We start from the raw sequence: 25,592 nt of genomic DNA, 5'->3' as shown, positions 1-25,592 counted from the left end.
GCCCGCCAGATTGAGCGCATGCCCGCACCTCGTACCCCGCAACCCCCGGTTACCGTACGTGTGTTCACCCAGCGCCTCAGTGCCACCCCGCGCGGCGCCCGCCTCGCCCGGCACCTCGCCGTGAACCAGCTCCACACCTGGGGCATCCCGCACGGCAGCGACGCCTCCGACGCCGTGGCGTCGATCGTGGCCGAGCTGGCCGCGAACGCGGTGACCCACGGCCGTGTCCCCGGCAGGGACTTCGAGCTGCGGCTGTCGTTGCCCACGGGCAGCATCCGCGTCGAGGTCAGCGACACCCGTACCGAATCCCACCCCCCGAAACCCGGCGACGTACGCCTTCCGCACCCCCTCGACGAACACGGCCGCGGCCTCGTCCTCGTCGAGGCGCTGGCCGACAGGTGGGAGGTGGTGGAACGGGACGAGTCGCCCGGCAAGACCGTCTGCGCCGAGGTCGATCTGCCCGCGTGGTCGGCCCTGGTCCGGATGCGTGGAACCGGTCAACAGCCTTGACGCGCATGGGGTTCGATTCTACGGTCCCGTTCGAACTTGCGAGCACTGTTCGGTATGCCGACCGACGACCCGGCCTGTCACCCCCACCGCAAGGAGGACCCGCATGCCCCGCACCCTCCGCAAGCGCACAGCCCTGATCGCGCTCCCCGCCGCCGCTCTCCTCGCCCTCATCCCGTCCTCGGCGACCGCGTACCCCAACCCCGGCCGCGTCACCGGCGACATCGTCACCCACGACCCGACGATGCTGCGCACCTCGTCCGGCCAGTACCTGCTCTACGCCACCGGCGGCGGCATCGCCAACAAGACCTCCAGCGACCGCACCGCCTTCAGGAACGGCGCCGACGCGTTCTCCTCCCGGCCGGGCTGGTGGTCCACCTACTCCTCCGTGCCGGAGGCCTGGGCGCCGGACATCTCGTACCACGGCGGCAAGTACCTGATGTACTACTCCGTCTCGAAGTTCGGCTCCAACACGTCCGCCATCGGGCTGGCCACGTCCACGACGGGTCAGCCCGGCAGCTGGACCGACCAGGGCACCGTCTACACCTCCGGCTCGTCCAGCGACTACAACGCCATCGACCCGAACCTCTTCGTGAACGACGACGGCAAGTGGTGGCTGTCCTTCGGGAGTTGGTGGACGGGGATCAAGATGATCCAGATCAACCCGTCCACGGGGAAGCAACTCTCCTCCCACACCACCCGCCACTCCCTCGCCTCCCGCCCGACCGGCACCAAGGCCGTGGAGGCACCCTTCATCGTGAAGCGGGGCGGCTACTACTACCTCTTCGCCTCCTACGACACCTGCTGCGCGGGCACCAGCTCCACGTACAAGGTCAAGGTCGGCCGCGCCACCAGCATCACTGGCCCGTACGTCGACAAGAGCGGCGTCTCGATGATGAACAACGGCGGTACCCCGGTCCTGGAGTCCCACGGCAGCATCATCGGCCCCGGCGGCCAGTCGATCATGAACGACGCGGACGGCGACCTGATCGTCTACCACTACTACGACGCCAACGACAACGGCACACCCAAGCTGGGCATCAACCTCTTGAACTGGAGCACAGGTTGGCCGCTCGCCTACTGACCCTGCCGGCAGCGCGGATCCCTGACCGCGCGGTGGGGCCGGGGACCCACGACCACGTCCCCGGCTGCAGCGCGAGGTGATTTCCCGTCAGCCCGTTGGCGTACCCCCTGACCGGCGACAGGCTGATCCCTTGTGCCGGGCGGCGTATTTCCCGTCAAAAGAGGATCCGGGCGTGCGTCCCGCTGCACCACGATGCAGACGGGCCGGGCGGAACGGGGGACTCCCGGGGCGTCGGCCTGCAATGGCCGCACCACTGGGGGGAACCTGTGAAACACGCATCCTTCGACATCCATGACATTCTCCATCCCCTTGATCTCGCTGCCCGACAGCAGCTGGAGAAGATCCCGGGGCTCCAGATGGCGGTGAAGAAGTACCGCAGCCTGGTCGCGGACCGCCGCGACCGTGCCATGTTGCTGTCCAGCGCGATCCGTCTGGGCCCGCGCCAGGTGCCGGACGTCCACAAACTGCTGCCGCCGATCTGCGCGTCCTTCGGCATCGAGGAGCCCGAGCTGTATCTCATGTCAGGACCGGCCAACGCGATGACGATGGGGCACTCCAGGACCTGCATCGTGATCCACAACGAGCTGCTCCTGGACCTTCCCGAGGACGAGATCCAGGCGGTGCTGGCTCATGAATGCGGCCACATACTTGCCGAGCACGTGCTCTACCGGCAGATGTCGATCGCGCTGTTCAGCGGCATGGGATCGCTGGGCGGCAAGGCCGGGATGGTGGCCGCGCTGTTCTCGGAACCGCTGAAGGTGGCGCTGCTGGACTGGTACCGCAAGAGCGAACTCACCGCGGACCGGGCCGCGGTGATGTTCATGGGAGGCCCCGAGGAACTTCAGCGCGCCCTCTTCCACCTCCACGGGATCCCCAAGTGGCTGCCGAAGGAGCAGATCGACTACGCCGCGTTCGCCTCCCAGGCCGACGAGTTCGAGGCGGTGATGAACGAGACGAAGCTCGACCGCTTCCTCCTGCGACAGATCGACAAGGAGATGACCCACCCGAACCCGGCACTGCGGCTGCGGGAGATCGGGCGGTGGGCGCAGTCGGAGACGTTCCGGCAAGTCCGGGCGATCGCGCAGGCTTCAGGCAGCACAGGGACCGGCGGGGTTGACAGGGACGACTGCAGCGGATGCGGCCGTCCGGTCCGGGCCGACTGGCTGTTCTGCCAGGGCTGCGGAAACGAACTCAGGACCACGGCGGGGGCAGGCTCATGAGCGCGTTCAGCAGCGAGAAACTCATCGCCGTCGTGGTTCCCGACCTTGCACCGGTGGCGGACGATGTGGTCGGCCACTTCAAGGAACGGGGTTACGAGACCGTCTGTGTCGCGGTGCCGGCCGGCGGACACGAGGTCAGCATCACCAAGGGTGGCGTGTTCAAGAAGGCGCTCGGTCTGCGCACCGCGCTCAAGATCGAGATCCTGCCGCAGCCGACAGGGACGCTGGTCCGGGCGGGAGTCGGGATCTTCGGCAAGCAGGCGGTACCCCTCGCGATCGCCATGCTCGTCACCTGGCCGGTTCTGCTGACGCAGATCTGGGGGCTCATCAACCAGGCCGGGCTGGACGACGAGGCGATCAAGGTGACCGAGCTGAGTCTGAACCGCCTGTCCCGACTGGCGGGTCGGCCGGACACCGCGGGTGGGCCTGCCCAGTCACCCGACGGATCGCCGGGATTCTGCCATCGGTGCGGCCAAGCACGGTCCACCGGAGCCGACTTCTGCACGAAGTGCGGCGCTCCGCGCTTGGACCACATGGCAGCCACCTAAGCCGTGTCCGCAAAGTCCCGCCTGGCACGCGACGCCGGGCACGCTCCCCCGAGTACATCCAGTACAAAGGGCTCCGCCCGGCACGCCGGGAGCACGCACCGGACGCTGCGGGGCCCGCCCTCCGGGCGGACGACGGGACTTTGCGGACACGACCTAGCGGCGGTCACATGGTCGCCACGTAGCGGGAGACCGCGGCGACCGCGTTCTCCACCACGCCCCGTACCGTGGCCAGCGGATCCAGCACTCCAGCGCTCCGCAGGTCGGTCACCGCGCCACTGACGCACTCGAACCCGGCCGACGCATCGGCCGGGTCGGTGTCCAGCAGGGCCGTCACACGGTCGAGATCCTGGCCCGCGTTGCGTACGAGCTGCCGCAGCGGGGCGGCGAGCGCGGCCCGGAAGAGTACGGCGTCCGCGCCGATTGCCTGCCCGATGCGGTACAGCCCGGTCCCGCCGCCGGGCAGCACACCGGTGCGGGCCGCCGAGCGGGCGACGGCGAGTGCCCGGACCGCCGCGACGTGTGCCGCACTTCCGGTCGGGCCCGCATACACGCGGAGCCGCCCGCTGTCGGACGGTGCCGTTCCGGGAAGCCCGGTCACAGTGGTGGAGGACGGTGTGACCAGCGCCCGGCCGGCCAGGCCGAGCGGGTGCCCGGTCAACAGAGCGTGGCCGGTCCGGGCGCACAGAGCGTCCCAGTCGACGACGGCGTCCGTGGGACGCACCACCACTGTCCCCGCGAAGAGACTGTGCAGGGAGCTCATGGCGAAGACGTCGACACGCGGTGCGATGATCAGGAGCGGTTTCCGCTCACGCCAGCCGATCGGCTGCAACTCCTCGACCGGCACCTTTCCTTCCGGTGCGACGAGAACATACGGCTCGTGGAGGGTCACGGGACGACTGGCGGAGTTCGGCACCAGGACCGACGTGTCCAGGGTGAGCCTGCTGACGAAGGAAAGCCCCGGTTCGGGGTCGGCGGCGGCCCGGGTGCCGGCGGCGATCTCGACCTGGTCCGATCCCACGCGGGTGACCGCCGACATCACCAACTTCCCTTCCTCGGCGTCCCCGAGGGTGGTCGCCACGGCCCGGTCCAGTTCTGCCTGCGAGGGCGCTCGCAGGTCGTCCAGCCGCAGCCGGTCCAGTCGGCACAGGACGGCAGCGGCCTCCTCCTCGACGCGGTCGGTGACCTCCTCCCAGCGGGCGCCGGCGCGTACCGCCGTATGGATCGCGGAGAGCAGCTCATCGGCGACGATCGCGGCGGTCGCGGCCCCGTCGCCGTAGTCCCGGCGCATGTCCGTCATCACCCCATGGACCAGTTCCATACCCGGCAGCCACCGGGGGACGGTCTTCTCGACGACCGCTTCGAGTGCGGCGAGGGAGTCCGGGCCGCCGGGGCCGAGAAGGGGCCGCACCGCGCTCACCCCGACGTGGATCCCCACGACGAGATCCGAGGCGTCCGTCCTCGTCTCCGCGGCTTCGTCCCTCCTAGGGGCGCCGCGCCGACGCTGTGAGAACCATCGCAGCGCGCCCGACCATGGATTGCGCATGAGCTGGAGCTCCCGAACCGTGTCTTCGTGGCACTGCGCCGGTCGTGGCCAGCCACGGTCGATCATGATCTTGCGGGTCCAGTCGAAGAGGTCCCCAGGGGTGAGATACGGCCGTCCGCTGGGGACTCCCTTGCCGATGACCTCCAGCAGCCCACCCGTGAACGCGGTATGCCGGTGGCCCGCGGGGGCCTTGCTCGGCAGGGTGGAAACCGTCGAGGACAGGACGTACGTCCCCTCGATGCCCAGTTGCCCCACGACGAGCGAGGCCGCGTCCGCCATGACGCCGACCGCCCGCCCGCTGTAGCAGCAGTCGAGGACGACCACGAGTCTTCGGGCCCGACGGACCGCGAGGATGTCCCGGACGTCGGAGTATCTCAGCCCGGTGAGCAGCGGCAGCTTGGGGCTCGTGCGGCCGGTGGCCAGAATCAGTTCACCGGTGTCCTCATGGATCAGTCCGTGCCCCGCGTAATAGACGAGCAGGGTGTCCAGTGTCTCACCCGCGGCTTCGGCCAGTACGGTGCTGACATCGGCCGGATCCCTCTTGTCGGGCAGGACGACGCAGCGTTCCGAAGGCAGCCCCCATCTGGTCGCGTCACGGAGCGCCGCGGCCAGATCGGTGAGGTTGTTGCCGACGGAAGGCAGACCATCCAGGTCCTCGTACACCCCGTTGCCGATCAGCACCGCCATGGACTGGAGCGGATCGGCGGTGTCGGTCACGACGCCTCGTCAGCGGGTGCCTCGTCCTCGGGGCCGGACTGTTCCTCAAGAACCCGGTTGATCAAGGCGGCGGGATCCTTGACGCTCGCCTCCACTTCCATGCTGCCCCGAGGGCCCTCGATCCGTATCCTCACCGGCGTCACACGGCTCTGCAGCCACACCGAGACGGTCTCGGCCAGCATCGCCCCGGCACCCCCCGCCCCGAACGACGCGAGGAGGATCTCGCTGACCCCACCCATGTCGCCCGGTCGGGTCACGGGCGCCGGGCGGGTGAAACGGACCTGCCGCAGACCGGGCTCCCGAAGGAGCCACTGCTGCAAGGAACGCAGGTCCGCTTCGACCTGGTCGGACTTGACTGTGATGGTGATGTCCACGTTTGTACTGTGCCATGGCAGGTGTTCCCGCCGAGGCCGGATCGCGGAGATTCAGGGAGATGGGACGGGTGGGTCGAGGAGGGGCGAACAGGCCGCGTCCGTGGGCGAGTTCAGCTCCACCAACCCTGCGCCGTGCTCACCCGACCTGCCCCATCCCCGCCGCATTCGGCCAACTCTGGCTGTTGGGCCACCCGGTAGCCGGCGCCGGAGTGAGCCCCGGCCCAGTGGTCCCCCGTACCTGCGCGGCCGTGAGCCCACCCCGAGCCGGCACCCCGGGCGGCGTGGGCCCGGGCATCGCCGCCGCGGCGGGCGCCATGGGCGCCATCGGCGACGGGAACGGCGTCGGAGCGGGCGCCGGAGCAGGGGCGGGCGCAGCCGCCGGCACAGGCACCGGCGTGGGCATCGGCGTGGGCATCGGTGCCGGGGCCGGAGCCACCGGAACCGGCGCCGGCATGGGCATCCCCGTGCCCTGCGGAGGCACCGTCGCGGCAGCCGGCGCCACCACCTGCGGCTGCGGCTGAGCCGACGCCGGCATGGGTGACCCCATGGCCTGCGCGGCAAGCCCCGGCATCCCCGCGCCGTTCGTGGAGCTGACCAACCGGTCCACGGCCGCCGTACCCGAGCTGTAGTTGGTCCCTGTACCCAGCTCAGGTACGGCGGCTCCCCTCCTGGACCCGTAGAGCACCTGCTCCAGGCCGGACACCAGGCGACGCACGTCCACCTGGGGGCGCACCACGAGTCGCAGGAAGCGGCTGGACGAACCGATCTTGTTGCCGCACTCGCGGACCAGGATCCGGTGCTCGGTGAGCAGTCGATCCCGCACCACGGTGCCTTCGGCGCCCACGGGGAGGCGCACGAAGAGGAAGTTGCCCTGCGACGGGTAGACCGTCAGGCCGGGGAGCGAGGACAGCTGGCTGGCCATGTCGAGGCGGTCCCGGCGCACCTGGTGCAGGCTCTGCGCGTACTCGGCGCCGTGGTTCTTGAGCATGAACACCACGTGCTCGGCGAAGGCGTTGAGGTTCCACTTCGGCAGCATCGAGCGGACCATGCCGGCGAGCGCCGGGTTGGCGACGAGGTAGCCGAAGCGGATGCCGTGCAGGCCGAAGTTCTTGCCGAGGCTGCGCAGGACGATGACGTTCGGCCGCAGCATCGCCTCCTGGACGACCGAGGGTTCCTGCTCGGCGTCGGCGAACTCCAGGAAACTCTCGTCGATGATGACGAGGTCCAGGTCGGCCATGGCGTCCATGAACTGCACGAGCGCGTGCTTGTGGAGGTAGCCGCCGTCGGGGTTGTTCGGGTTGCAGATGACCGCCACGCGCGTCCCCCGGGCGCGGATGAACTCGGCGTACTGCGCGAGGTCGAGGGCGAAGCCGCTGGACTCCTGGAGCGGGAACATGTCGACCCGCTTGCCGGTCTCCATGGGCTGGTCGGTCCAGCGGCCGAAGGTGGGGACGGGGATGGCGAGGGACTCCCGGACCATCAGGTGGTCGATCCAGGTGATCAGCTCCGTGGAGCCGTTGCCCATCGCCACGCACTGCGGCGGGAGTTGGAGCAGACTGCACAGCTCGGCCGTGATCGTGTCCGCGCTGCTCGGGTAGTACGTGATGATGTCCCGCAGCCGGGCCCCCATGTCCTGGAACATCTCCGGCGTCGGGAAGTACGGGTTGCAGGGGATGCAGAAGTCGACCGGACCGGCCCCGTCGCCGCCCTCACGCGTCAGCGCCGCCATCGACGGGCTGTGTGCCGCGGTGCTGCGGAACAGCGAGGTGACGTTGTCGGCCATGGAACCTCCGTATGGGGCGGGCCCGGCGGGGACGACCGGGCCCGTCGTCTTGGGTGGCCCGCGCGGGGGAGCACGGGCCGCCCTTACATACGGAGGCTGGGATGGCGCTGTTCAACCACTGAGAAACCGGTGAGAAGTTGTGTGCCACCTGTGAAGAACCGTCAGAACGGACGGTCGATCAGGATCGGCAGCCGTCAGCAGCTGAACGAGTGGACCGTCGTCGAACGGTACGTCTGCCCAGGTCGCAGCACTGTCGAGGGGAACGACGGCTTGTTCGGCGAGTCCGGGAAGTGCTGCGTCTCCAGGCACAGCGCGTCGCCCTGCCGGTAGGTGCGGCCGCTCGTGCCGACGAGGGTGCCGTCGAGGAAGTTGCCGGAGTAGAACTGCAGGCCCGGCTCGGTGGTCGCCATGCGCAGGGTGCGGCCGGAGGACGGGTCCTTCAGGGTGGCGATCCACTCGGGGCGCGGCGAGATGCCCTTGTCGAGGACCCAGTTGTGGTCGATGCCCTTGCCGTACAGCAACTGCTGGTGGGCCTCGCGGAGGTCCTCGCCGATCGCCTTGGTGCGGCGGAAGTCGAAGGGGGTGCCCGCGACGGGGGCCAGCTGCCCGGTCGGGATGAGGCCCGAGTCGACGGGGGTGTAGCGGGAGGCGTCGATCTTCAGCTGGTGGTTCTCGATCGTGCCGCTGCCCTCGCCGGCGAGGTTCCAGTAGACGTGGCTGGTGAGGTTGACGACCGTGGCCTTGTCGGTGGTGGCCGCGTAGTCGATGCGCCAGTCGCCGTGCTTGGTGAGGGTGTACGTCACCTTCACCTTCAGCGTGCCCGGGTAGCCCATCTCGCCGTCGACGGACGTGTAGTACAGGTGCAGTCCGACGTCGGAGCCCTTGGCGAACGGCTCGACGTCCCACACGCGCTTGTCGAAGCCCTGCGCGCCGCCGTGCAGGCTGTTCTCACCGTCGTTGACGTTGACCTGGTAGGCCTTGCCGTCGAGCGTGAACCTGCCCTTGCCGATGCGGTTGCCGTACCGGCCGATCAGGGCGCCGAAGTACGGGCTCTTCGCGGCGTAGTCCTCGATGTTGTCGAAGCCCAGGGAGACGTTGGCGAGCCGGCCGCGGCGGTCCGGGATCTCCAGAGACTGCACGACGCCGCCGTAGGAGAGGACCTTCATGCGGGTGCCGCCGTTCGCCAGCGACCAGCTGTGGACCTTGGTGCCGTCGGCAAGCTTGCCGAAGAGCGACTTCACCGGCGTCCTGCCTCCCGTGGCGTGTGCGCTGCCGATGGTCGCGGCGGTGATCCCCGCCGCCGCGGCTCCGGCTATGACCGTACGTCTGCTCATGTCCATGTGCGGCTCCTGCTCAGGAAGTTGAACCGAGAGTGGAAGGGCCCCGCCTTCCGGCGGGGCCCCGGGCGCTGCCGCCGGATTCCCGCCTGTCCCGCGGCGGCTGGCACGCACGCTCGCTGCGTTGCCGAACCGCCCACGTGGCTCCGCCACGAGGGCGCTCCGGCGCCTTGCGATCGCACGCACCAGCCGCCGCGGGACCCGCCCTTCGGGCGGACGACGGGAATCCGGCGGCAGCGCCCAGACCTACGAACCGACCTTGCGCTTGTTCCACACGTCGAAGCCGACCGCGGCCAGCAGTACCAGGCCCTTGATGACCTGCTGCCAGTCGGTGCCGATGCCGACGAGGTTCATGCCGTTGTTCAGCACGCCCAGGACCAGGCCGCCGATGATCGCGCCGAGAACCGTGCCGACGCCGCCGCTCATCGACGCGCCGCCGATGAACGAGGCCGCGATCGCCTCCAGCTCGAAGTTGAGGCCGGCCTTGGGAGAGGCCGCGTTGAAGCGGGCGGCGAAGACCAGACCCGCCAGGGCCGCGAGCATGCCCATGTTCAGGAAGACCAGGAAGGTGACCTTCTTGTCCTTCACACCCGACAGCTTGGCCGCGGGCAGGTTGCCGCCGATGGCGTAGATGTGGCGGCCGATGATCGCGTTGCGCATGACGTACCCGAAGCCGACGAGCAGCACGCCCAGGATGAGCAGCACGATCGGGGCGCCCTTGTAGCTGGCGAGCAGCATTGTCAGCGTGAGGATGGCGGCGCCGAGCGCGACCAGCTTCAGCAGGAACAGGTTGAAGGGCGGGACTTCGAGGGAGAACTCCTGCTGCCGGCGGCGGTCACGGAACTCCTGGAAGACCACGAACGCGATCATCGCGAAGCCGAGCAGAAGTGTCAGATTGTGGTAGTTCGTGGTGGGGCCGACCTCGGGCAGGAAGCCGTTGGCGACCTTCTGCAGGCCCTCCGGGAACGGGCCGAGGGTCTGGCCCTCCAGGAAGATCTCCGTCAGGCCACGGAAGATCAGCATGCCCGCGAGGGTCACGATGAACGAGGGTATGCCGCCGTACGCGATGAAGAACCCTTGTGCCGCACCCGCCAGGGCGCCCATGGCCAGGCAGAGGATCACCGCCACCGGCCATGGCAGATCGTTCCTCACCATGAACACCGCGGCCATCGACCCGATGAACGCCGTCAGCGATCCGACCGACAGGTCGATATGGCCCGCGATGATGACCAGCATCATGCCGATCGCGAGGATCAGGATGTAGCTGTTCTGCAGCACCAGGTTGGAGACGTTGCGCGGCAGCAGCAGGTCGCCCTCGGTCCACACGGCGAACAGCACCACGATCAGGCCGAGCGCGATCAGCATGCCGTACTGCCGCATGTTGCGGCGCATGCCGTCCATCACCAGCTGGAGCAGGCCGGCACCCGCGGCCCCCGAGCTCTTGCCCGGCGGCGCGGGGGCCGGGCTCTTGGCGGTCACATCCGTGCTCATCGGGTTACCTCTTTGTCCTTTGTCATCTGACGCATCAGCGATTCCTGCGAGGCCTCGGCCCGCGAGAACTCGCCGGTCAGCCGCCCCGCTGCCATCGTGTAGATGCGGTCACACATGCCGAGCAGCTCCGGCAGCTCGGAGGAGATGAAGACGACCGCCTTGCCCTGGGCGGCCAGCTGGTCGATGACCGTGTAGATCTCGTACTTGGCGCCGACGTCGATGCCTCGCGTCGGCTCGTCCAGGATCAGCACATCGGGACCCGCGAAGATCCACTTGCTGAGGACGACCTTCTGCTGGTTGCCGCCGGACAGCTTGCCCACCGGCTCGAAGACGGTCGGCGCCTTGATGTTCATGGACTTGCGGAAGCCCTCGGCGACCTGCCGCTCCCCGTGCTCGTCGACCACGCCCCGCTTGGCGACCTTGCCCAGCGCGCTGAGCGAGATGTTGCGGTTGATGGTGTCGATGAGGTTCAGGCCGTAGTGCTTGCGGTCCTCGGTGACGTACGCGATGCCGTTCTTGACGGCCTCGGGGACGGTCTTGGTCCGGATCTCCTTGCCGTCCTTGAGGACCGTGCCGCCGTGGTAGCGGCCGTACGTCCGCCCGAAGACGCTCATCGCGAGCTCGGTGCGGCCGGCGCCCATCAGGCCCGCGATGCCGACGATCTCCCCGCGCCGCACGGACAGCGACACATCGTCGACCACCTTGCGCTGCTGGTCGATCGGGTGGTGCACGGTCCAGTTGCGGATCTCCAGGGCGGCGGCCGTGCCCTTCTCCGGCTCGTGCGGGGTGCGTTCGGGGAAGCGGTGCTCCAGGTCCCGGCCGACCATCCCGCTGATGATCCGGTCCTCGGTGGTCTCCGGGGCCTTCACATCGAGGGTCTCGATGGTCTGCCCGTCGCGCAGGATCGTCACCGAGTCGGCGACCTTGCGGATCTCGTTGAGCTTGTGGGAGATGATGATCGAGGTGATGCCCTGCTTCTTCAACTCCAGGATCAGATCCAGGAGTTTGCCGCTGTCCTCGTCGTTCAGGGCCGCGGTCGGCTCGTCGAGGATGAGCAGCTTCACCTTCTTCGACAGCGCCTTCGCGATCTCCACCAGCTGCTGCTTGCCCACGCCGATGTCGGCGACGCGGGTGTCCGGGTGGTCGGAGAGACCGACCCGGCGCAGCAGCTCGGTGGCGTGCCGCAGGGTCTCCCGCCAGTCGATGAACCCGCCCTTGGCATGCTCGTTGCCGAGGAAGATGTTCTCCGCGAGGGAGAGGAACGGCGACAGCGCCAGCTCCTGGTGGATGATGACGATGCCGCGGTGCTCGCTCGCCCGGATGTCCTTGAACTCGCAGACATCCCCCTCGAAGAGGATGTCCCCCTCGTAGGTGCCGTGCGGGTGGACGCCGGAGAGGACCTTCATCAGGGTCGACTTGCCGGCGCCGTTCTCCCCGCAGATGGCGTGGACCTCGCCCTGCCGGACGGTCAGCGTGACGTCCGACAGCGCCTTGACGCCGGGAAAGGTCTTGACGATCGAGCGCATTTCCAGGACGGGTCCCGCCATGGTCGTGCCTTCCAATCAGAGTGGGCCGGCGGTTACTTGAGGTCGCTCTCCTTGATGTAGCCGGAGTCGACGACCTCCTTCTGGTAGTTGGTCTTGTCGACCGCGACCGGCTCCAGCAGGTACGCCGGGACGACCTTCGATCCGTTGTCGTAGGTCTTGGTGTCGTTGACCTCGGGCTTCTTGTCGTTGAGCAGGGCGTCGACCATGCCCGAGGCGACCTTGGCGAGCTCGCGGGTGTCCTTGTAGACGGTCATCGACTGCTCGTCGGCGATGATCGACTTCACCGAGGCGACCTCGGCGTCCTGACCGGTGACGACCGGCAGCGGCTTGCTCTTGGAGCCGTAGTCGTCCGACTTCAGCGCCGACAGGATGCCGATGGAGATGCCGTCGTACGGCGAGAGGACCGCGTCGACGCGCTCGCTCTTGTACGCCGAGGTCAGGATGTCGTCCATGCGCTTCTGGGCGGTGCCGCCGTCCCAGCGCAGGGTGGTGACCTGGGTCAGCTTGGTCTGGCCGGAGCGGACGACGAGCTGCTTCTTGTCGATGTAGGGCTGCAGGACCTTCATCGCCCCGCCGAAGAAGTAGCGGGTGTTGTTGTCGTCGTTGGAGCCGGCGAACAGCTCGACGTTGAACGGGCCCTTCTTGGAGCCGTCCTTCAGGCCGAGCTTCTCGACGATGTAGTTGGCCTGGAGCTCGCCGACCTTCTCGTTGTCGAACGACGCGTAGTAGTCGACGTTCTCCGTGCCGAGGATCAGGCGGTCGTAGGAGATCACCGGGATGTTCGCGTCCTTGGCCTGCTGGAGCACGTTGTTCATCGACTTGTTGTCGATGGCCGCGACGATCAGTGCCTTGACGCCCTGTGTGATCAGGTTCTCGATCTGCGAGACCTGCTGGTCCGGGTCGTCCTCGCCGTAGACCAGCCTGGTCTTGTAGCCCTTGGACTTCAGGTCCGCGACGACGTTGTTGCCGTCGGCGATCCAGCGCTCGGAGGACTTGGTCGGCATCGCGATGCCGATGGTGGCTCCCTCGGAGCTGCCCGAGTCCTCCTTGGAGCCGCCCTCGCCGCTCTGGCCGCAGGCGGTCAGGGTCAGCGCGAGGGACGCGGCGGAGGCTATGGCGGCGAGTGCGGCTCTGCGAGTACGCATGGTCATCATCCTTGATGTGTGTGAGCAGGGCTCGGTCGGACGGTGCGAGGACGCTTCGGGGACTGAACGGAGTAGAACAAGGGTGTGTGGGATTGTGTTCGACTGCGTCTTCTTCTGTGAAGGGGGTTTGTCCGGAACGTTATGCGGGAGTTTCGAATCGCTTCAGAGTTCCGGGCAGCCGTGAACCGAGGGGCGCCATGTCGCCGTCAGCTCCGTGCCGTGCGAGCAGGTCCAGGGCCAGCCGTCCGCGCCGTACGCGTTCCCGGGCGGTGGCCAGGGTCAGGTCCCGCATGTGGTGGCCGTAGGGATAGATGCCGGGGGCCTTGGAGAGCCCGAACTTCAGATAGAGCGGTGCGCCGCGCCGGATCAGCTCGGCGACCTCGTACATCCGCACATAGCCGCCGAGGTCGTCGGGGGCCTCGATGTACATGTCCATGGGGGCGGCGGAGACCCGCCGTATCTCGGTGAGGTGGTCGAGCGTCAGATCGCTGGGCACGTTGACCGAGTCGGCGCCGAGGTTCTCGTACACCGCGTACGCGGCCGGGTTGACGGGCCCGATCAGCGCGCTCACCTTGAGTGTCGTGTCGGCCGGGATGATCCCGGCGGCTCTCGCCCGGTGCAGCGTCCACAGCACGCCCTCGTCGGCGACCAGGAGGCACTTCACGCCCAACTCCGTTGCCCGCACGGCGTCTTCGAGGCAGCCGGCGACGGCGTCGTGGCCTCGGGCGCGCAGTCCGGCCCCCCGCGAGTCGGTGCGCGTGGATCCGCCGATGTCCCAGGTGCCGCGCGGGCCGGTGAACAGGCAGAGCTCGATGTCGCGTTCGGCCGTGGCCTCGACCATCTCGGTGATCTCGGTGTCGGTCAGCATCCACACGCCGCTGCCCTGGCTGATCCGGTGGACCGGCACGTCGAGCAGCGAGGCTTCCTTCAGGACGACGGCCAGCGCTTCGGGACCCTCGCACGAGGGGATCTCGGTGCGCCAGCGGCCGCCGCCCGGGAACGTGTGGGGCGAGGTGTCGGCGGGGGAGAGGTCGGGCGCGGCCAGGCCGAGGGCGGCGAGCACCTGCTCACCGGGTCGGCGGGCTGCGGAAGCGTCGGTCACAAGCTGTCCTTCTTGTTCGATATATCGGACGAGGTTCGCGGCTCAGGGTGTGCGGGGCCAGGACCCTGGGTGTACGCCGGTACGGGGACCGTCAGGTTGCCCCCGTACCGGCGTACGGCTGAGGGGTACTCAGGGGCGAAGGAGAACCTTGCCCACCTTCGGATCGCCGGAGCCGACGAGCTCGATCGCCTGCGGGAATTCCTGAAGCGGCAACTCGTGCGTGACCAGCGGCAACGGATCGAGCAGCCCGGCCGCGAACACCCGCACCGTGTGCGCCCAGGCATCCGGCGGCGCCCCGAACACGGTGTGCACCTCCAGCTGCCGTACGACGAGATCGGTCGGGTCGAGTCCATGGGCGCCTGCCGCCGGGATCCCCGTGAGGACGAGGCGCCCGCCGCGCCTGAGCAGGGCGGCGGAGGTGCGCGCGGCGTCCGCGGACCCGGCGGTCTCGATGACGACGTCGAAGTCGTCCGGGAGCAGCTGGTCCTTCGTGCGGAAGTCGGTCGCCCCGTACTGCCGCGACAGCGCCTCCCGGTCGCCCCGCGTGCCCACCACGAGCAGCTCGGCCGGCGAGCCCGCCTTCAGGAACTGAACGGCGAACATGCCCAGCGTCCCGGTCCCCACGACCGCCACGCGCTCGCCCGGCAGCGCGTTGGCCTTGATCGCCGCGGCGGCGATACAGGCGGCCGGCTCCAGCAGGGCCGCCGCGGTGAGGTCCGCGCCGTCGGGCAGGACGTGCAGCAGCCGGGCCGGGAGTGTGAGCGTGGCGGCCATGGCGCCGGGCTGGGTGAAGCCGGTCTCCTCGTACCCCGCGCTGCACAGCGTGGTCTCACCGGCGTGACAGCGGTCGCAGACCTGGCAGTTGCGGAAGCCCTCGCCGACGACCTTGCGGCCGACCAGCGAGTCCGGCACCCCGGCGCCGACCGCCGCGACGGTCCCGGACCACTCGTGGCCCGGCGTGAGCGGGTAACGGACGTATCCCTCGGGCCGGTTGCCCTGGTACACCTCACGGTCGCTGCCGCAGATGCCGACCGCGTGGACCCGGACCAGCGCCTCACCGGCCTCCGGCTCGCGCGGCGTGTGCTCGGTGAGCCGGTGCTCGCCCGGCGCCTCGATGACGACGGCGGTGCTCACTGCGCGCCCTTGGGCTTGCGCTGCTCCCAGCCCTCGGCCCACAGGTCGAACCGGGCCTGCTGCTGCGGGAACTCGGCGGCGGCGTCGGCGTCGAACTCGACACCGAGGCCGGGGGCGTCGGAGAGGTGGAAGCAGCCGTCCTCCGGGTTCACCTGCGGGGCGCCCTTCACGACCTTCTTGATCTCCGCGTCGGCGAAGTCGTTGAAGTGCTCCAGGATCTTGAAGTTCGGGGAGGTGAACCCGACCTGGAGGGAGGCGGCGGTCAGGACGGAGCCGCCGACGTTGTGGGGCGCGACGAGTACGTAGTGGGTCTCGGCCGTCGCGGCGAGCTTGCGCGTCTCCCAGATGCCGCCGATGTGGCCGACGTCGGGCTGGATGATGTCGACGGCCTGGCTCTCGAAGAGCTCACGGAATTCGATGCGATCGTGAATCCGCTCGCCGGTCGCGACCGGCATGTCGACCTTCGCGGCGACCTTCTCCAGCGCCTTCAGGTTCTCCGGCGGGCAGGGCTCCTCCAGCCAGGCCGGCTTGAAGGGCGCGAGCTCGCGCGCGAGCCGTACGGCGGTGGCGGGGGAGAAGCGGCCGTGCATCTCCAGCATCAGTTCGGCCTCGGGGCCGATGGCGTCCCGCACGGCCTCGATCAGGGAGACGGCGTACAGGGTCTGCTCGTGGTCGAGCTCGAAGTGCCCGGTGCCGAAGGGGTCGATCTTGAGCGCCTTGTACCCGCGCTCCATCACGCCCTGGGCCGCCTTGTGGTACGCCTCCGGGGTCCGCTCGGTGGTGTACCAGCCGTTGGCGTATGCCTTGACCTTGTCGGTGACCTTGCCGCCGAGCAGCTGCCACACGGGCACGCCGAGGGCCTTGCCCTTGATGTCCCAGCAAGCCATTTCCACGACGGCGATCCCGGACATCACGATCTCGCCGGCCCGCCCGTAGTCGCCGTACTTCATGCGGCGGACGAGGTCCTCGACAGCGAACGGGTCGGAACCCAGAATGTGGTTGGCCTCGGCCTCCCGCAGGTAGCCGATCAGCGCGTCGGTGTGGCCCAGCATCCGGGTCTCGCCGACTCCGGTGATGCCCTCGTCGGTGTGCACCAGGACGTAGGTCAGGTTGCGCCACGGCGTCCCGACCACGTGTGTGCTGATTCCGGTGATGCGCACGGCAGTTGCCCCTTGCTGCGTCGTCGGCTCATGTGGTGTCGCACCCCGGCGTGTTCGAAATTTCGTCACACGTTCGAAATGCTGACGTGACAGTAGGGAGACGGCGCCGGGAGTGTCAATGGGTCGAACGCATAACGGTTTCGACACCGCTTTCGATACGGATTTCGGGCAGTCGGTCGCGGAGTGTGGGGGGCGTGTCTGGCGAGTCCCGGCATATCCGTCAACTCGCCATGCCGGAACGGAAAGTTCCATACACAACTTTCACAGCTGTGACTATCAACGGTGCCTGTGCGGAACCTAGTCTTCCCGCGTCATGGACTACTGCCACCCGTGCCGACGGCACCTGAATGGCGCCCTCGCCTGCCCGGGGTGCGGCGCCGCGATCGAAGAGCTGCGCGTGTACGCGGGCGCCCCGAACGAGGTGTACCCGCAGATGGCCGAGCGGGGTGTGCAGGGCCGGGGAACGTACGAGGGGTACGAGGGCCAGTACGGCAGCGGCACGGGCCAGTACGGCGGCGACGCGGGCCGGTACGGGGACGGCTCGGGGCAGTACGGGAGCGGCGCCGGGCAGTACGGCGGCGGCGAGTACGGCGCGAGTGGCCACGACGACCGCTACGACGAAGGGCGCCCGGCGCAGGCCGCGGAGGCTGCGGACGCCGGTGAGGTGTCCTCGGAGGCGGCGCCGGTCGCGCCGACCGGTGGACGGGCCGCGCGGCGGGCGGCACAGCGGCGCGGCAGGGGGCGTGGCCGTGACGAGTACGCCGAGTACGACGACGCGCATGACGACCACGACGAGGAAGTGGACGGCGACGAGGGCGACGACCTGGACGACGGGTCCTCGTCGGCCGGTGCCAGCCGTCGCGATCGCAAGGCTGCCGCGCACCGTCGCCGCCGTCGCCGGGTCCTGCTCGTGACCGCGGGCTTCGTCCTGGCCGCCGGGGGTCTGAGCCTCGCCGAACTCGGCATGGACGCCCCGGGCACGAGCCCCAAGCCCGCGGCCGCCGGGGACGAATCGGCGGAGGGCGCGGCGTCGGAAGAGGTGACCGCGTCCCCGGAGGCGACGGACGGGACGCCGCGGACGGACGGGGACTCGCCGTCGGCGGATCCGTCGGCGTCTCCCTCGTCCTCCAAGTCGCCCAAGGACGAGGACAAGAAGAAGGACGAGGACAAGACCCCCGACAAGGACGGCCAGTCGGCGCCGGCGGGCGGCGGCTCGGGCAACACCACCTCGGCCCCCACCACCCCGTCCGACCCTGATCCCACGACCCCGACCGAGGAACCGACCACGTCGGACCCGACCCCGGACCCGACGCCCACGGAGACGTGCAATCGGTTCCTGTGGTGGTGCACGTGAACCGGCCGTAGCCGGCAAGGATCGTTCACGTTCGTGAATACGGGTGCTCGTGGCCGGCTGGGTCACGAGTGCGGGGCAACGCCAGCCGGCCCAGCGTCCGCCAGTCCATCCGCGGCCTCGCCGCCGGCACTCCCGGACGGTCGCGCGGCACGCGGACCCGCAGGGCGCCGGGCGTGATGCGGCAGATGACGGGCGTGGGCAGCAGGAGGGCCTCGCCGTCCACACCGACCGGGACGTCGGGGGCGTCGGCCTCGACCACCACCTCGTGCACGGCCAGCACGGTGAGCCCGCGCGACTGATGGCCGCGCAGCAGACCGGCCGCCTGTGCGGCGTTGTCGACCTTCACGCCGAGGACGCCGAGGACACCGGAGTCCAGCCGCGCCCGTCGGCCGAGGCCGGCCGCGTCGCCCAACTGGTAGGGGTTGTTGCTGATCAGGACTCCTTGGGGAGCGTCGAGGACCACGTCCCGCGCGCGGACGGTCAGACGGGGCCCGACCTGATGGGTCAGCAGGTCCGGGAGCTCCCGGAGGATGGTCGGCACCTTGTCGTCGCGGTAGGCGGGGCTCTGCACGACCGCCGCGTACACGCCGAAGGACGCGTTGTTGACGAAGACGCGCTCGCCGATGAGACCGAGGTCGATCCGCACCTCGACACCGTCGGTGAGGGCGTCGAGGCAGGTCGACGGGTCGGTCCGGTCGAGGCCGAGGTCCATGGCGAAGTGGTTGCGGGTGCCCGCGGAGATGACGACGAACGGCAGATCGTGCCGGGCCGCCACACCGGCCACCAGCGCCTGGGTGCCGTCCCCTCCGGCGACCCCCAGCAGGTCCGCTCCCCGCGCCACGGCCCGCTCGGCCAGCTCCGCGACGTCCTGCGGGTGAGCCGGGTCGAGGACGGCGACCTCGGCGCCCAGGGCCCGGGCCTTGGCCACGAGGTCGTAGCTGCCGACCTTTCCGCCGCCGGAGCGCGGGTTCATGATGAGGAACGGTGCTCGCGGTGGTGGGGTCGGGTGTTCCCGGGGGCCGGTCCGGCCGGCGTCCGCGGCGAGGGCGGCCCGCCCGATCAGGAGCGCCGCGATCCACAGGGCCACGGCCGACAGAGCGGCCCAGAGCAGGCCCACCGCGGCGTAGTTCAGCAGCACGGCAACCGGCAGCAGGATGGCGAGTACGGCGGCCAGCAGCCGGGCCGCGCCCCGCCGGGAGAGCGCCCACCACAGGGCCGCGGCTGTCGCGGCGAGGCCCGCGAAGCCCACTGCCAGCAGTGCCAGGCTCTTGATACCGGCGGCCGCCAGCAGCACGGCGATCGCGGCGGCTGCGACGAGCAGGGCCAGGCGTGCCGCCCACCGTTGAGCCGCCGCACGGGGACGATCGGCCGTGCCGGACGTCCCAGCGGTCTTTCGCGTACCGCCCACAGCGTCATCCCACCTCCCGCGGCCGGGCCCCGCATCACCTGCTTCGGGTGATCCCACCGGAGCGCGGGGCTGTGAGCATGCTGGTCAGGGGGCCGGTCGACCATGCGGGCAGGGAGCTCGGTCGACCCTGCGGGCAAGGAGGTCCGACCATGGCCAGCACGCACCGCGGTCCGCTCACCGTGATGCACGACCGTCCGCTCACCCCGGCCGAGCGCACGGCACTCGGCAAGGAGGCGCGTGCCCGGGTGCCGCGCTCCGAGCATGCGGTGTTCGCGCCCGACGAGAGGCGGCCCGATCCGATCGACATCATCGAGCGGCAGTCCGCCGACCGGGTTCCCGAGCTGGTGCCCGTCCGGTACGGACGGATGCTCGAATCGCCGTTCCGCTTCTACCGGGGAGCCGCGGCGATCATGGCGTCCGATCTCGGCGCCGGTGCGCACACCGGGCTGTACGCCCAGCTGTGCGGGGACGCGCATCTGCTGAACTTCCGGCTCCTCGGCTCCGCGGAACGCCACCTCGTCTTCGACATCAACGACTTCGACGAGACCCTGCCGGGCCCGTTCGAGTGGGACGTCAAGCGGCTGGCTGCGAGTCTGGTGATCGCCGGGCGGGCCAACGGGTTCTCGGCGAAGGAGTGCGACGCCGTCGTCCGGGCCGGCGTGGGGTCCTACCGGGAGCGCATGCGGGAGTTCGCCGGGCTGCGCACCCTCGACGTCTGGTACGCGCGGGACGACTTCGACCAGATCGAGGTGCTGCTGCCCGAGCGGCCGGGCAAGCAGGACAAGCAGCGGGCCGTGCGGGCGGCGGAGAAGGCCCGTGCCCGGACGAGTCTGCAGGCGGCCGCGAAACTGACCCGGGTGGTGGACGGCGTACCCCGGATCATCTCGGATCCCCCCTTGATCACACCGCTCTCGGAGCTGCTGCCGGGAACGGAGGGCGAGGATGTGGCGCGGACCCTGCGGGGGCTGGTCAACGACTACCGGACCAGCCTGTCGTCGGAGCGGCGGCATCTGCTGAGCCGGTTCCGCGTGGTCGACGTGGCGCGCAAGGTCGTCGGGGTCGGCAGCGTGGGCACCCGCTGCTGGATCCTCCTGCTGCTCGGCCGTGACGACGATGACCCGCTCCTGCTGCAGGCCAAGGAGGCCGGCGACTCGGTCCTCGCCCCCCACTGCGGCGCCAGCACGTACGAGAACCAGGGCGAGCGGGTCGTCGCCGGGCAGCGGCTCATGCAGGCCGCCGGTGACATCTTCCTCGGCTGGGAACACGTCATAGGCATCGACGGCCGCCCACGCGACTTCTACGTACGGCAGTTGCGGGACTGGAAGGGCATCGCCCGCCCCGAGACGATGGAGGCCGGCACCCTGGGCCTGTTCGCCCGGCTGTGCGGCGCCTCCCTGGCCCGCGCCCACGCCCGCTCGGGCGACCCGATCGCCATCGCCGCCTACCTCGGCCGCAGCGACACCTTCGACCGCGCCCTGGCCCACTTCGCCCACGCCTACGCCAACCAGAACGAACGCGACCACCAGGCCCTGACCGACGCGGTCGCCACGGGCCGCGTCACGGCCCGGAACGACGTGGCGGCGTGACGGGGGCACGGATGCCGGCAACGCGGGCGCGTCCTCCCTCGGCGCGGGCTCGTCGGTGGTGGGCGGCCCGGCGACCCTTCCTCACCCTCCCTGGGTGACGACGGGCATGCCCCCAAGGGATCAGGCTCGGTGGTGGACGGCTGCGCGCAGCAGCCCGGTGTGGAAAGGAGGCCGGACATGGCCACCACCGCTACCCGCCACGGTGCGGGCAAGCAGACAGCCGCCACCGGCCTGACACTGTTCGCCGGAGTGATGCTCTTCATCTCCGGGATCCTCGACGTCTTCCGCGGCATCATGGCGATCGCCGACGACGACGTGTACGTCTCCACCCCCAACTACGTCTTCAAGTTCGACCTGACGAGCTGGGGCTGGATCCACCTGGTGTTCGGGGCGCTCGCCGTGATCGTGAGCATCGGCCTGTTCGGGGCGAAGACCTGGGCGAGGGTCGTCGGCGTAGGCGTCGCGGGACTGCTGCTGATCGCCAACTTCCTGTCCATCCCGTACTACCCGGTCTGGTCGCTCACGCTGATCGCGCTGTACGCGTTCATCATCTGGGCCCTGTGCGTGGTGAAGCGGGACCCATTCGCCGATTAGGACCCATTCCGGCGCCCATCTGGGCCAGTTCGGCATGCCGTTTTCGTGGTGCGCGGACGCAATTGAAGGGAGGGCGGGGACCCCGGAAGACCTGGAGTCCGCATGAGCGCCGCGCACAAGCCCTCCGCGCCGGAACGCATCGCCCGAGCGACGGCGTCCGCGGTGCTGATCGTGATCACCTGCGTCCTCGTACCCGTCGCCCTGATCACGGTGTGGGTCCACGACATCGCGCTCGACACGGACCGGTACGTGAAGACCGTCGCCCCGCTCGCGACCGAGCCGGCCATCCAGGACGCGGCCGTCGACCGGATCTCCAAGGCGGTGGACGTCCGCATCGACGGGGACCGGGCCGCCGCGCAGCTCGCCGACTGGCTGCGGTCCCAGGGCCTGCCGCCCCAGGCGGCCTCCGCCATCCAGGGGCTCGGGCCACAGATCGACTCGGCCGTGGACGGCGCGGTGAAGAAGATCGTCACGCGGATCGTGCACAGCGGCGCCTTCGACACCGTGTGGCGCAACGCCAACGAACAGGCCCACAACGCGGTCGTGCACGCCCTCACCGGAGAGGGCCGGGGCGCCGTCGGGGTCGAGGGCGGCACGGTCACGCTCGACGTAGGCACACTCGTCGAACAGGTGAAAACGGAACTCGTCAACGCCGGTCTGTCGCCCGCGAAGGCGATCCCTCAGGTCGACAAGCAGCTGGTGCTGTTCCAGTCCGAGGAACTGGAGAAGGTCCGCAAGGGCGCCCGTCTGCTGGACACCGTCGGCTACTGGCTGCCCGTCCTCACCGTCGTCATCGGCGCGGTCGGGGTGCTGGTGGCCCGCCGCCGGCGGCGCGCGCTCGCCTGGACCGCGCTGGGCGCCGCCTTCACCTGCCTGCTGGTGGTCATCGCCCTGGTCGTCGTACGCCGCTACTACCTGGACCACCTCCCGGCCGCCGTGCAGTCGGACGCGGCCGCCGCGGCCGTCTTCGACACGCTGCTGCGCTTCCTGAAGGCCGCCCTGCGCACCACGATCGTGCTCGGCGTCGTGGTCGCGCTCGGCGCCTACCTGATCGGCCCCGGCCGCCTCCCGGTCGCGATCCGCAGCGGCTGCGACCGCACCGCGGACTCGCTCGCCACCTGGGCCTACGGGCATCAGATCCGGGCCGGCCGGGTCGGCGCGTGGGCACAGACCCACCGCCGGTCGATCGCTTTGTCCGCGCTGGCGGTCCTGGCCTTCATCTTCGCCATCTGGAACCGCCCCACCCCGCTCACGATCCTGGCCTTCGCGCTCGTCCTGCTGGGCACCCTGACGGTCCTGGCACTGCTCGCGGCCGGCGGCCGGGCCGAGGCCTCGCCACCGACCCACGACGAGGCGCACCCGTGACCGAGGCCCACCCGTGAGGGGTGATGCCGGACGGACCGGTCCGGCGCATCGTGAAGGCAACGGGACCACCGGGGCCCCGTCAGCCGCGCGCTCGTCGCGGCGGCCGGCAAGCGGAGGCGACCATGGACTACCCCCTGCTCGACGTCTTCCTCACCATGCTCTGGTTCTTCCTGTGGATCATGTGGATCATGCTGCTGGTCCGCGTGGTCATGGACATCTTCCGCGACGACGCACTCAGCGGCTGGGCGAAGGCGGGCTGGACGCTGATGGTGTGCGTGCTGCCGTTCCTCGGCGTCTTCGTGTACCTGATCGCCCGCGGACGGGGCATGGGCGAGCGTGAGCTGCGCATGGCCCAGGACCGCGAGCGAGCGTTCCGCAGTTACGTCCAGGAGGCCGCCGCACCCCGGCCCAAGGCGCCGGGCGCCAAGGCCGACGAACTCGGCAAGCTGGCCGCGCTGCACGACAAGGGCGACATCACCGACGCCGAGTACGAGCAGGCCAAGTCGAAGGTCCTCACGGCCTGACACGCGTGCTCGGGTCCCGTTCCCGGGGCAGCAGTGCCGCGGCCACGAGGCCGGCGATACCGACGGCGCCCAGCACGGTCAGCGCGGCGGCGTAGGCGCCGCGGGTGAGTCCGGCGACCAGGATGGTGCCCGCGATCGCCGTCCCGAAGGAGGAGCCGAGGTTGGAGACGCTGCGCGACAGGCCGGAGATCTCGCCCTGCTGTTCCTCGGGGAAGCGACCTACGCCTCCGCCTCGAAGCCCAGGTCGATCAGGGCCCGCACGGAGAGCGAGGCGTCGCGGATCCACGTGTAGCGGTAGTCCCAGTTGCGCTCGCCGCCGATCTGCTCGGGCAGTCCCATGGTGGCGGCGGCGACGGGTGCGCCCGTGGGGGCGTAGGTGAGCAGCTTGAGCGTGATCGCGGAGCGGTACACCACGTCCTGCCAGCGCCCTCGGTAGGAACAGGAGCGCAGCCAGGACAACCAGAAGGTACGGCACGACGCCATGTCGTCGACCACGCTGCGCAGGGTCGGCTCGGGTCCGGCGGCGCCGCCCCTCGCCGTGGAGGTCAGCACCACGGCCGCCGCCTCCCCGGCGGAGAGGGTGAAGCGGCTGGTGACGTCGTCGCCGTCCGCATGCAGGGCGACCCCGGGGGTGCACTGGAGGTGCAGGTCGGTTCCCGGGCCGTGGAAGACCGCCGAGCGATCGTCGTCCGACGGGAGCGTGAGGGTGTGCGGGGCACGGGCGTAGTCGAAGCGGGGGCGGCAGGCGATGGTGAAGGGCAGGCTGCCCCGGACGACGCGGGCGATCCGGATGAGCCGGTGCCGGTCCGTGGGCGTGCGGGAGTCCAGGGGTGGCATGAAGTCGGCGACCTCGCCGACACCGCCGGGCGCCATGTACCGCGTGATCAGGATCGCCGTGTCGGACAGGTACAGCTGTCGTATCGTCACCCCCTCGCCCTCCGGGAGGTCCACGGCGAACCGGCAGTGGCCCCCGCGCTCGCTGTCCAGCAGCGAGGCGAAGACGCTGGGCGAGTCGAAGCGCGGCGTGCACCACCAGTCGACGGTCCCGGCGGACGAGACCAGGGCCGCGGTCTGCAGGTCGCCGACCATTCCGTGCTCGGCGATGGGCGGATAGCGGTCGACCATGCCTGCCTCCCTCCACCGGTACGCACGCGGTCTGCCGGAGCACGCCTGACACGGCTCCACGTTCATCGTTCGAGAGCGCCCGGAGCGGGGCCTCACCCCTGACAGGTGAAACCCCGCGGCAGCGGGCGCGCGGCCCGCCCGGGCGGGGGACCGCCGCGCTGGGGCGGTCGGCGGCTGCACCCCACCCGCTCCGGGTGATGCCGTCCCGGGGCGACAGGCGCAGCGTGGACCACATCAGGCTTGGAGTGCCGCCGTGGCCCCACGACGGCCGGCAGGTGGAGGCGACCGTGGACTATCCGCTGCTCAACGCATTCCTGACGATGCTCTGGTTCTTCCTGTGGGTGCTGTGGTTCGTCATGCTGTTCCGGATCTTCGGAGACATCTTCCGGGACGACAGCATGAGCGGCTGGGGCAAGGCGGGCTGGGCGGTCTTTGTCTGTGTGCTGCCGTTCCTCGGCGTGTTCGTCTATCTGGTCGCCCGCGGGCGCGGCATGGGTGAGCGCGACGCGCGCCAGCAGCGGCGGCAGGAGGAGGCGTTCCGCTCCTACGTCCAGAAGGTGGCCGCCGACGCCCCGGAGACCGGGACCACCGCAACGACCGGCACGACCGCGCCCACCGGGCCCACCGGGCCGAGCCACGCGGACCAGCTGACCAAGCTCGCCGGGCTGCACGACCACGGCGACATCAGCGACGCCGAGTACGAGCGGGCGAAGGCGAAGGTCCTCGCGGGCTGAGCCGTACGTTCACTCCGGGAGCCGGCGGAACTCCGCCACACGCAGCCCCAGTGACTGGAAACGGATCAACAGGCCGTACAGGTGCGCCTCGTCGTCGACCTGGCCGTACAGCACCGTCTGGTTGGGGACGACGAAGCTGTCGAACTCGGGGAACGCCGTGGTCAACTCATCCGACATCTGCCCGTCGACGCGGATTTCGTAGCGCATGAC

At 69.9% G+C, this 25,592-nt stretch carries 23 protein-coding genes and 1 pseudogene; 10 read left to right on the top strand and 14 right to left on the bottom strand.

All coding sequences use genetic code 11. The features are described 5' to 3' along the window. Positions 1 to 18 precede the first annotated feature (18 nt). From ACZ7M7_RS03865 to ACZ7M7_RS03850, 4 genes are all read left to right on the top strand, one after another. Positions 19 to 510, top strand: coding sequence for an ATP-binding protein (locus tag ACZ7M7_RS03865; RefSeq protein ID WP_472112496.1), 492 nt, complete (start codon positions 19 to 21; stop codon positions 508 to 510). A 103-nt stretch (positions 511 to 613) separates the two neighbouring features. Further along, complete coding sequence (locus ACZ7M7_RS03860) at positions 614 to 1,591, top strand: arabinan endo-1,5-alpha-L-arabinosidase (RefSeq protein ID WP_472112493.1); 978 nt, start codon at positions 614 to 616, stop codon at positions 1,589 to 1,591. Positions 1,592 to 1,857: 266 nt separating this feature from the next. After that, the gene (locus tag ACZ7M7_RS03855) at positions 1,858 to 2,811 is read left to right on the top strand and encodes a M48 family metalloprotease (protein WP_427841235.1); all 954 of its coding nucleotides are present in this window, start codon (positions 1,858 to 1,860) and stop codon (positions 2,809 to 2,811) included. Continuing rightward, a complete protein-coding gene (locus ACZ7M7_RS03850; RefSeq protein ID WP_472112490.1) occupies positions 2,808 to 3,359 on the top strand; it encodes a zinc ribbon domain-containing protein in 552 nt (183 codons plus the stop codon). The genes ACZ7M7_RS03855 and ACZ7M7_RS03850 overlap by 4 nt, the downstream gene beginning before the upstream one ends. A 163-nt stretch (positions 3,360 to 3,522) precedes the next feature. Here the strand turns inward: ACZ7M7_RS03850 and ACZ7M7_RS03845 are convergent, their stop codons facing one another. The 10 genes from ACZ7M7_RS03845 to ACZ7M7_RS03800 form a co-directional block, all read right to left on the bottom strand. Continuing rightward, positions 3,523 to 5,619, bottom strand: coding sequence for a caspase, EACC1-associated type (locus ACZ7M7_RS03845; protein WP_472112488.1), 2,097 nt, complete (start codon positions 5,617 to 5,619; stop codon positions 3,523 to 3,525). After that, complete coding sequence (locus tag ACZ7M7_RS03840) at positions 5,616 to 5,993, bottom strand: effector-associated constant component EACC1 (RefSeq protein ID WP_472112485.1); 378 nt, start codon at positions 5,991 to 5,993, stop codon at positions 5,616 to 5,618. Before ACZ7M7_RS03840 ends, ACZ7M7_RS03845 begins: the two co-directional genes overlap by 4 nt. A 136-nt stretch (positions 5,994 to 6,129) precedes the next feature. Further along, a complete protein-coding gene (locus ACZ7M7_RS03835) occupies positions 6,130 to 7,776 on the bottom strand; it encodes a pyridoxal phosphate-dependent aminotransferase (protein WP_472112482.1) in 1,647 nt (548 codons plus the stop codon). Between the two features lie 194 nt (positions 7,777 to 7,970). Continuing rightward, positions 7,971 to 9,116 carry an aldose epimerase family protein gene (locus ACZ7M7_RS03830; RefSeq protein WP_383595672.1) on the bottom strand — a complete coding sequence of 382 codons (1,146 nt, stop codon included), beginning with the start codon at positions 9,114 to 9,116 and terminating at the stop codon, positions 7,971 to 7,973. A 243-nt stretch (positions 9,117 to 9,359) separates the two neighbouring features. Continuing rightward, complete coding sequence (mmsB, locus tag ACZ7M7_RS03825) at positions 9,360 to 10,604, bottom strand: multiple monosaccharide ABC transporter permease (protein ID WP_383595674.1); 1,245 nt, start codon at positions 10,602 to 10,604, stop codon at positions 9,360 to 9,362. Then, a complete protein-coding gene (mmsA, locus tag ACZ7M7_RS03820; protein ID WP_383595677.1) occupies positions 10,601 to 12,151 on the bottom strand; it encodes a multiple monosaccharide ABC transporter ATP-binding protein in 1,551 nt (516 codons plus the stop codon). Before mmsA ends, mmsB begins: the two co-directional genes overlap by 4 nt. 32 nt (positions 12,152 to 12,183) lie before the next feature. Further along, entirely contained in the window at positions 12,184 to 13,296 is a 1,113-nt protein-coding gene (gene chvE / locus ACZ7M7_RS03815; RefSeq protein WP_383595680.1) for a multiple monosaccharide ABC transporter substrate-binding protein, read from the bottom strand. 139 nt (positions 13,297 to 13,435) lie between these two features. Continuing rightward, positions 13,436 to 14,398, bottom strand: a complete 963-nt coding sequence (locus tag ACZ7M7_RS03810) for a hypothetical protein (RefSeq protein WP_472112478.1) — start codon at positions 14,396 to 14,398, stop codon at positions 13,436 to 13,438. Between the two features lie 129 nt (positions 14,399 to 14,527). Next, complete coding sequence (locus ACZ7M7_RS03805; RefSeq protein ID WP_451167032.1) at positions 14,528 to 15,532, bottom strand: zinc-dependent alcohol dehydrogenase; 1,005 nt, start codon at positions 15,530 to 15,532, stop codon at positions 14,528 to 14,530. Continuing rightward, positions 15,529 to 16,692 (bottom strand): mandelate racemase/muconate lactonizing enzyme family protein, encoded by a 1,164-nt coding sequence (locus tag ACZ7M7_RS03800; protein ID WP_383624352.1) that lies wholly within the window; start codon positions 16,690 to 16,692, stop codon positions 15,529 to 15,531. The genes ACZ7M7_RS03805 and ACZ7M7_RS03800 overlap by 4 nt, the downstream gene beginning before the upstream one ends. Positions 16,693 to 17,005: 313 nt before the next feature. Between ACZ7M7_RS03800 and ACZ7M7_RS03795 the strand changes: the two genes are divergently transcribed. Continuing rightward, a complete protein-coding gene (locus tag ACZ7M7_RS03795; protein ID WP_472112475.1) occupies positions 17,006 to 18,046 on the top strand; it encodes an SCO2400 family protein in 1,041 nt (346 codons plus the stop codon). 25 nt (positions 18,047 to 18,071) lie between these two features. On the opposite strand, the gene ACZ7M7_RS03790 is transcribed toward ACZ7M7_RS03795, so the two are convergent. Next, positions 18,072 to 19,454 carry a diacylglycerol/lipid kinase family protein gene (locus ACZ7M7_RS03790; RefSeq protein WP_472112473.1) on the bottom strand — a complete coding sequence of 461 codons (1,383 nt, stop codon included), beginning with the start codon at positions 19,452 to 19,454 and terminating at the stop codon, positions 18,072 to 18,074. A gap of 149 nt (positions 19,455 to 19,603) precedes the next feature. Between ACZ7M7_RS03790 and ACZ7M7_RS03785 the strand changes: the two genes are divergently transcribed. The 4 genes from ACZ7M7_RS03785 (at position 19,604) to ACZ7M7_RS03770 (ending at position 23,523) form a co-directional block, all read left to right on the top strand. Next, a complete protein-coding gene (locus tag ACZ7M7_RS03785; protein WP_472112470.1) occupies positions 19,604 to 21,040 on the top strand; it encodes a DUF2252 domain-containing protein in 1,437 nt (478 codons plus the stop codon). A 177-nt stretch (positions 21,041 to 21,217) separates the two neighbouring features. Further along, complete coding sequence (locus ACZ7M7_RS03780; protein WP_362377780.1) at positions 21,218 to 21,634, top strand: DUF7144 family membrane protein; 417 nt, start codon at positions 21,218 to 21,220, stop codon at positions 21,632 to 21,634. A gap of 102 nt (positions 21,635 to 21,736) precedes the next feature. Continuing rightward, positions 21,737 to 22,999 (top strand): hypothetical protein, encoded by a 1,263-nt coding sequence (locus ACZ7M7_RS03775; RefSeq protein ID WP_472112467.1) that lies wholly within the window; start codon positions 21,737 to 21,739, stop codon positions 22,997 to 22,999. A 122-nt stretch (positions 23,000 to 23,121) separates the two neighbouring features. Beyond that, positions 23,122 to 23,523: an SHOCT domain-containing protein gene (locus tag ACZ7M7_RS03770; protein WP_369270804.1), complete on the top strand. Its 402-nt coding sequence runs from the start codon at positions 23,122 to 23,124 to the stop codon at positions 23,521 to 23,523. Here the strand turns inward: ACZ7M7_RS03770 and ACZ7M7_RS03765 are convergent. Both ACZ7M7_RS03765 and ACZ7M7_RS03760 read right to left on the bottom strand, forming a co-directional pair. Beyond that, positions 23,513 to 23,809, bottom strand: coding sequence for a hypothetical protein (locus ACZ7M7_RS03765; protein ID WP_472112464.1), 297 nt, complete (start codon positions 23,807 to 23,809; stop codon positions 23,513 to 23,515). The two genes, ACZ7M7_RS03770 and ACZ7M7_RS03765, sit on opposite strands and share 11 nt — an antisense overlap. After that, positions 23,746 to 24,648: pseudogene (locus tag ACZ7M7_RS03760) on the bottom strand (glycoside hydrolase family 15 protein); the annotation flags it as partial. The gene ACZ7M7_RS03765 and the pseudogene ACZ7M7_RS03760, both read right to left, overlap by 64 nt. 320 nt (positions 24,649 to 24,968) lie before the next feature. On the opposite strand from ACZ7M7_RS03760, the gene ACZ7M7_RS03755 reads away from it, so the two are divergent. Next, positions 24,969 to 25,382, top strand: a complete 414-nt coding sequence (locus tag ACZ7M7_RS03755) for an SHOCT domain-containing protein (RefSeq protein ID WP_383597596.1) — start codon at positions 24,969 to 24,971, stop codon at positions 25,380 to 25,382. Between the two features lie 9 nt (positions 25,383 to 25,391). Here ACZ7M7_RS03755 and ACZ7M7_RS03750 read toward each other — a convergent pair whose 3' ends face one another. Next, positions 25,392 to 25,589, bottom strand: a complete 198-nt coding sequence (locus ACZ7M7_RS03750; RefSeq protein ID WP_328881926.1) for a hypothetical protein — start codon at positions 25,587 to 25,589, stop codon at positions 25,392 to 25,394. Between the last annotated feature and the right edge of the window lie 3 nt (positions 25,590 to 25,592).

Source organism: Streptomyces sp. NPDC111606, from assembly GCF_055656945.1.
Note: the sequence above shows the minus strand (reverse complement) of the source record. Positions and strands in the feature narration are given on the sequence as shown.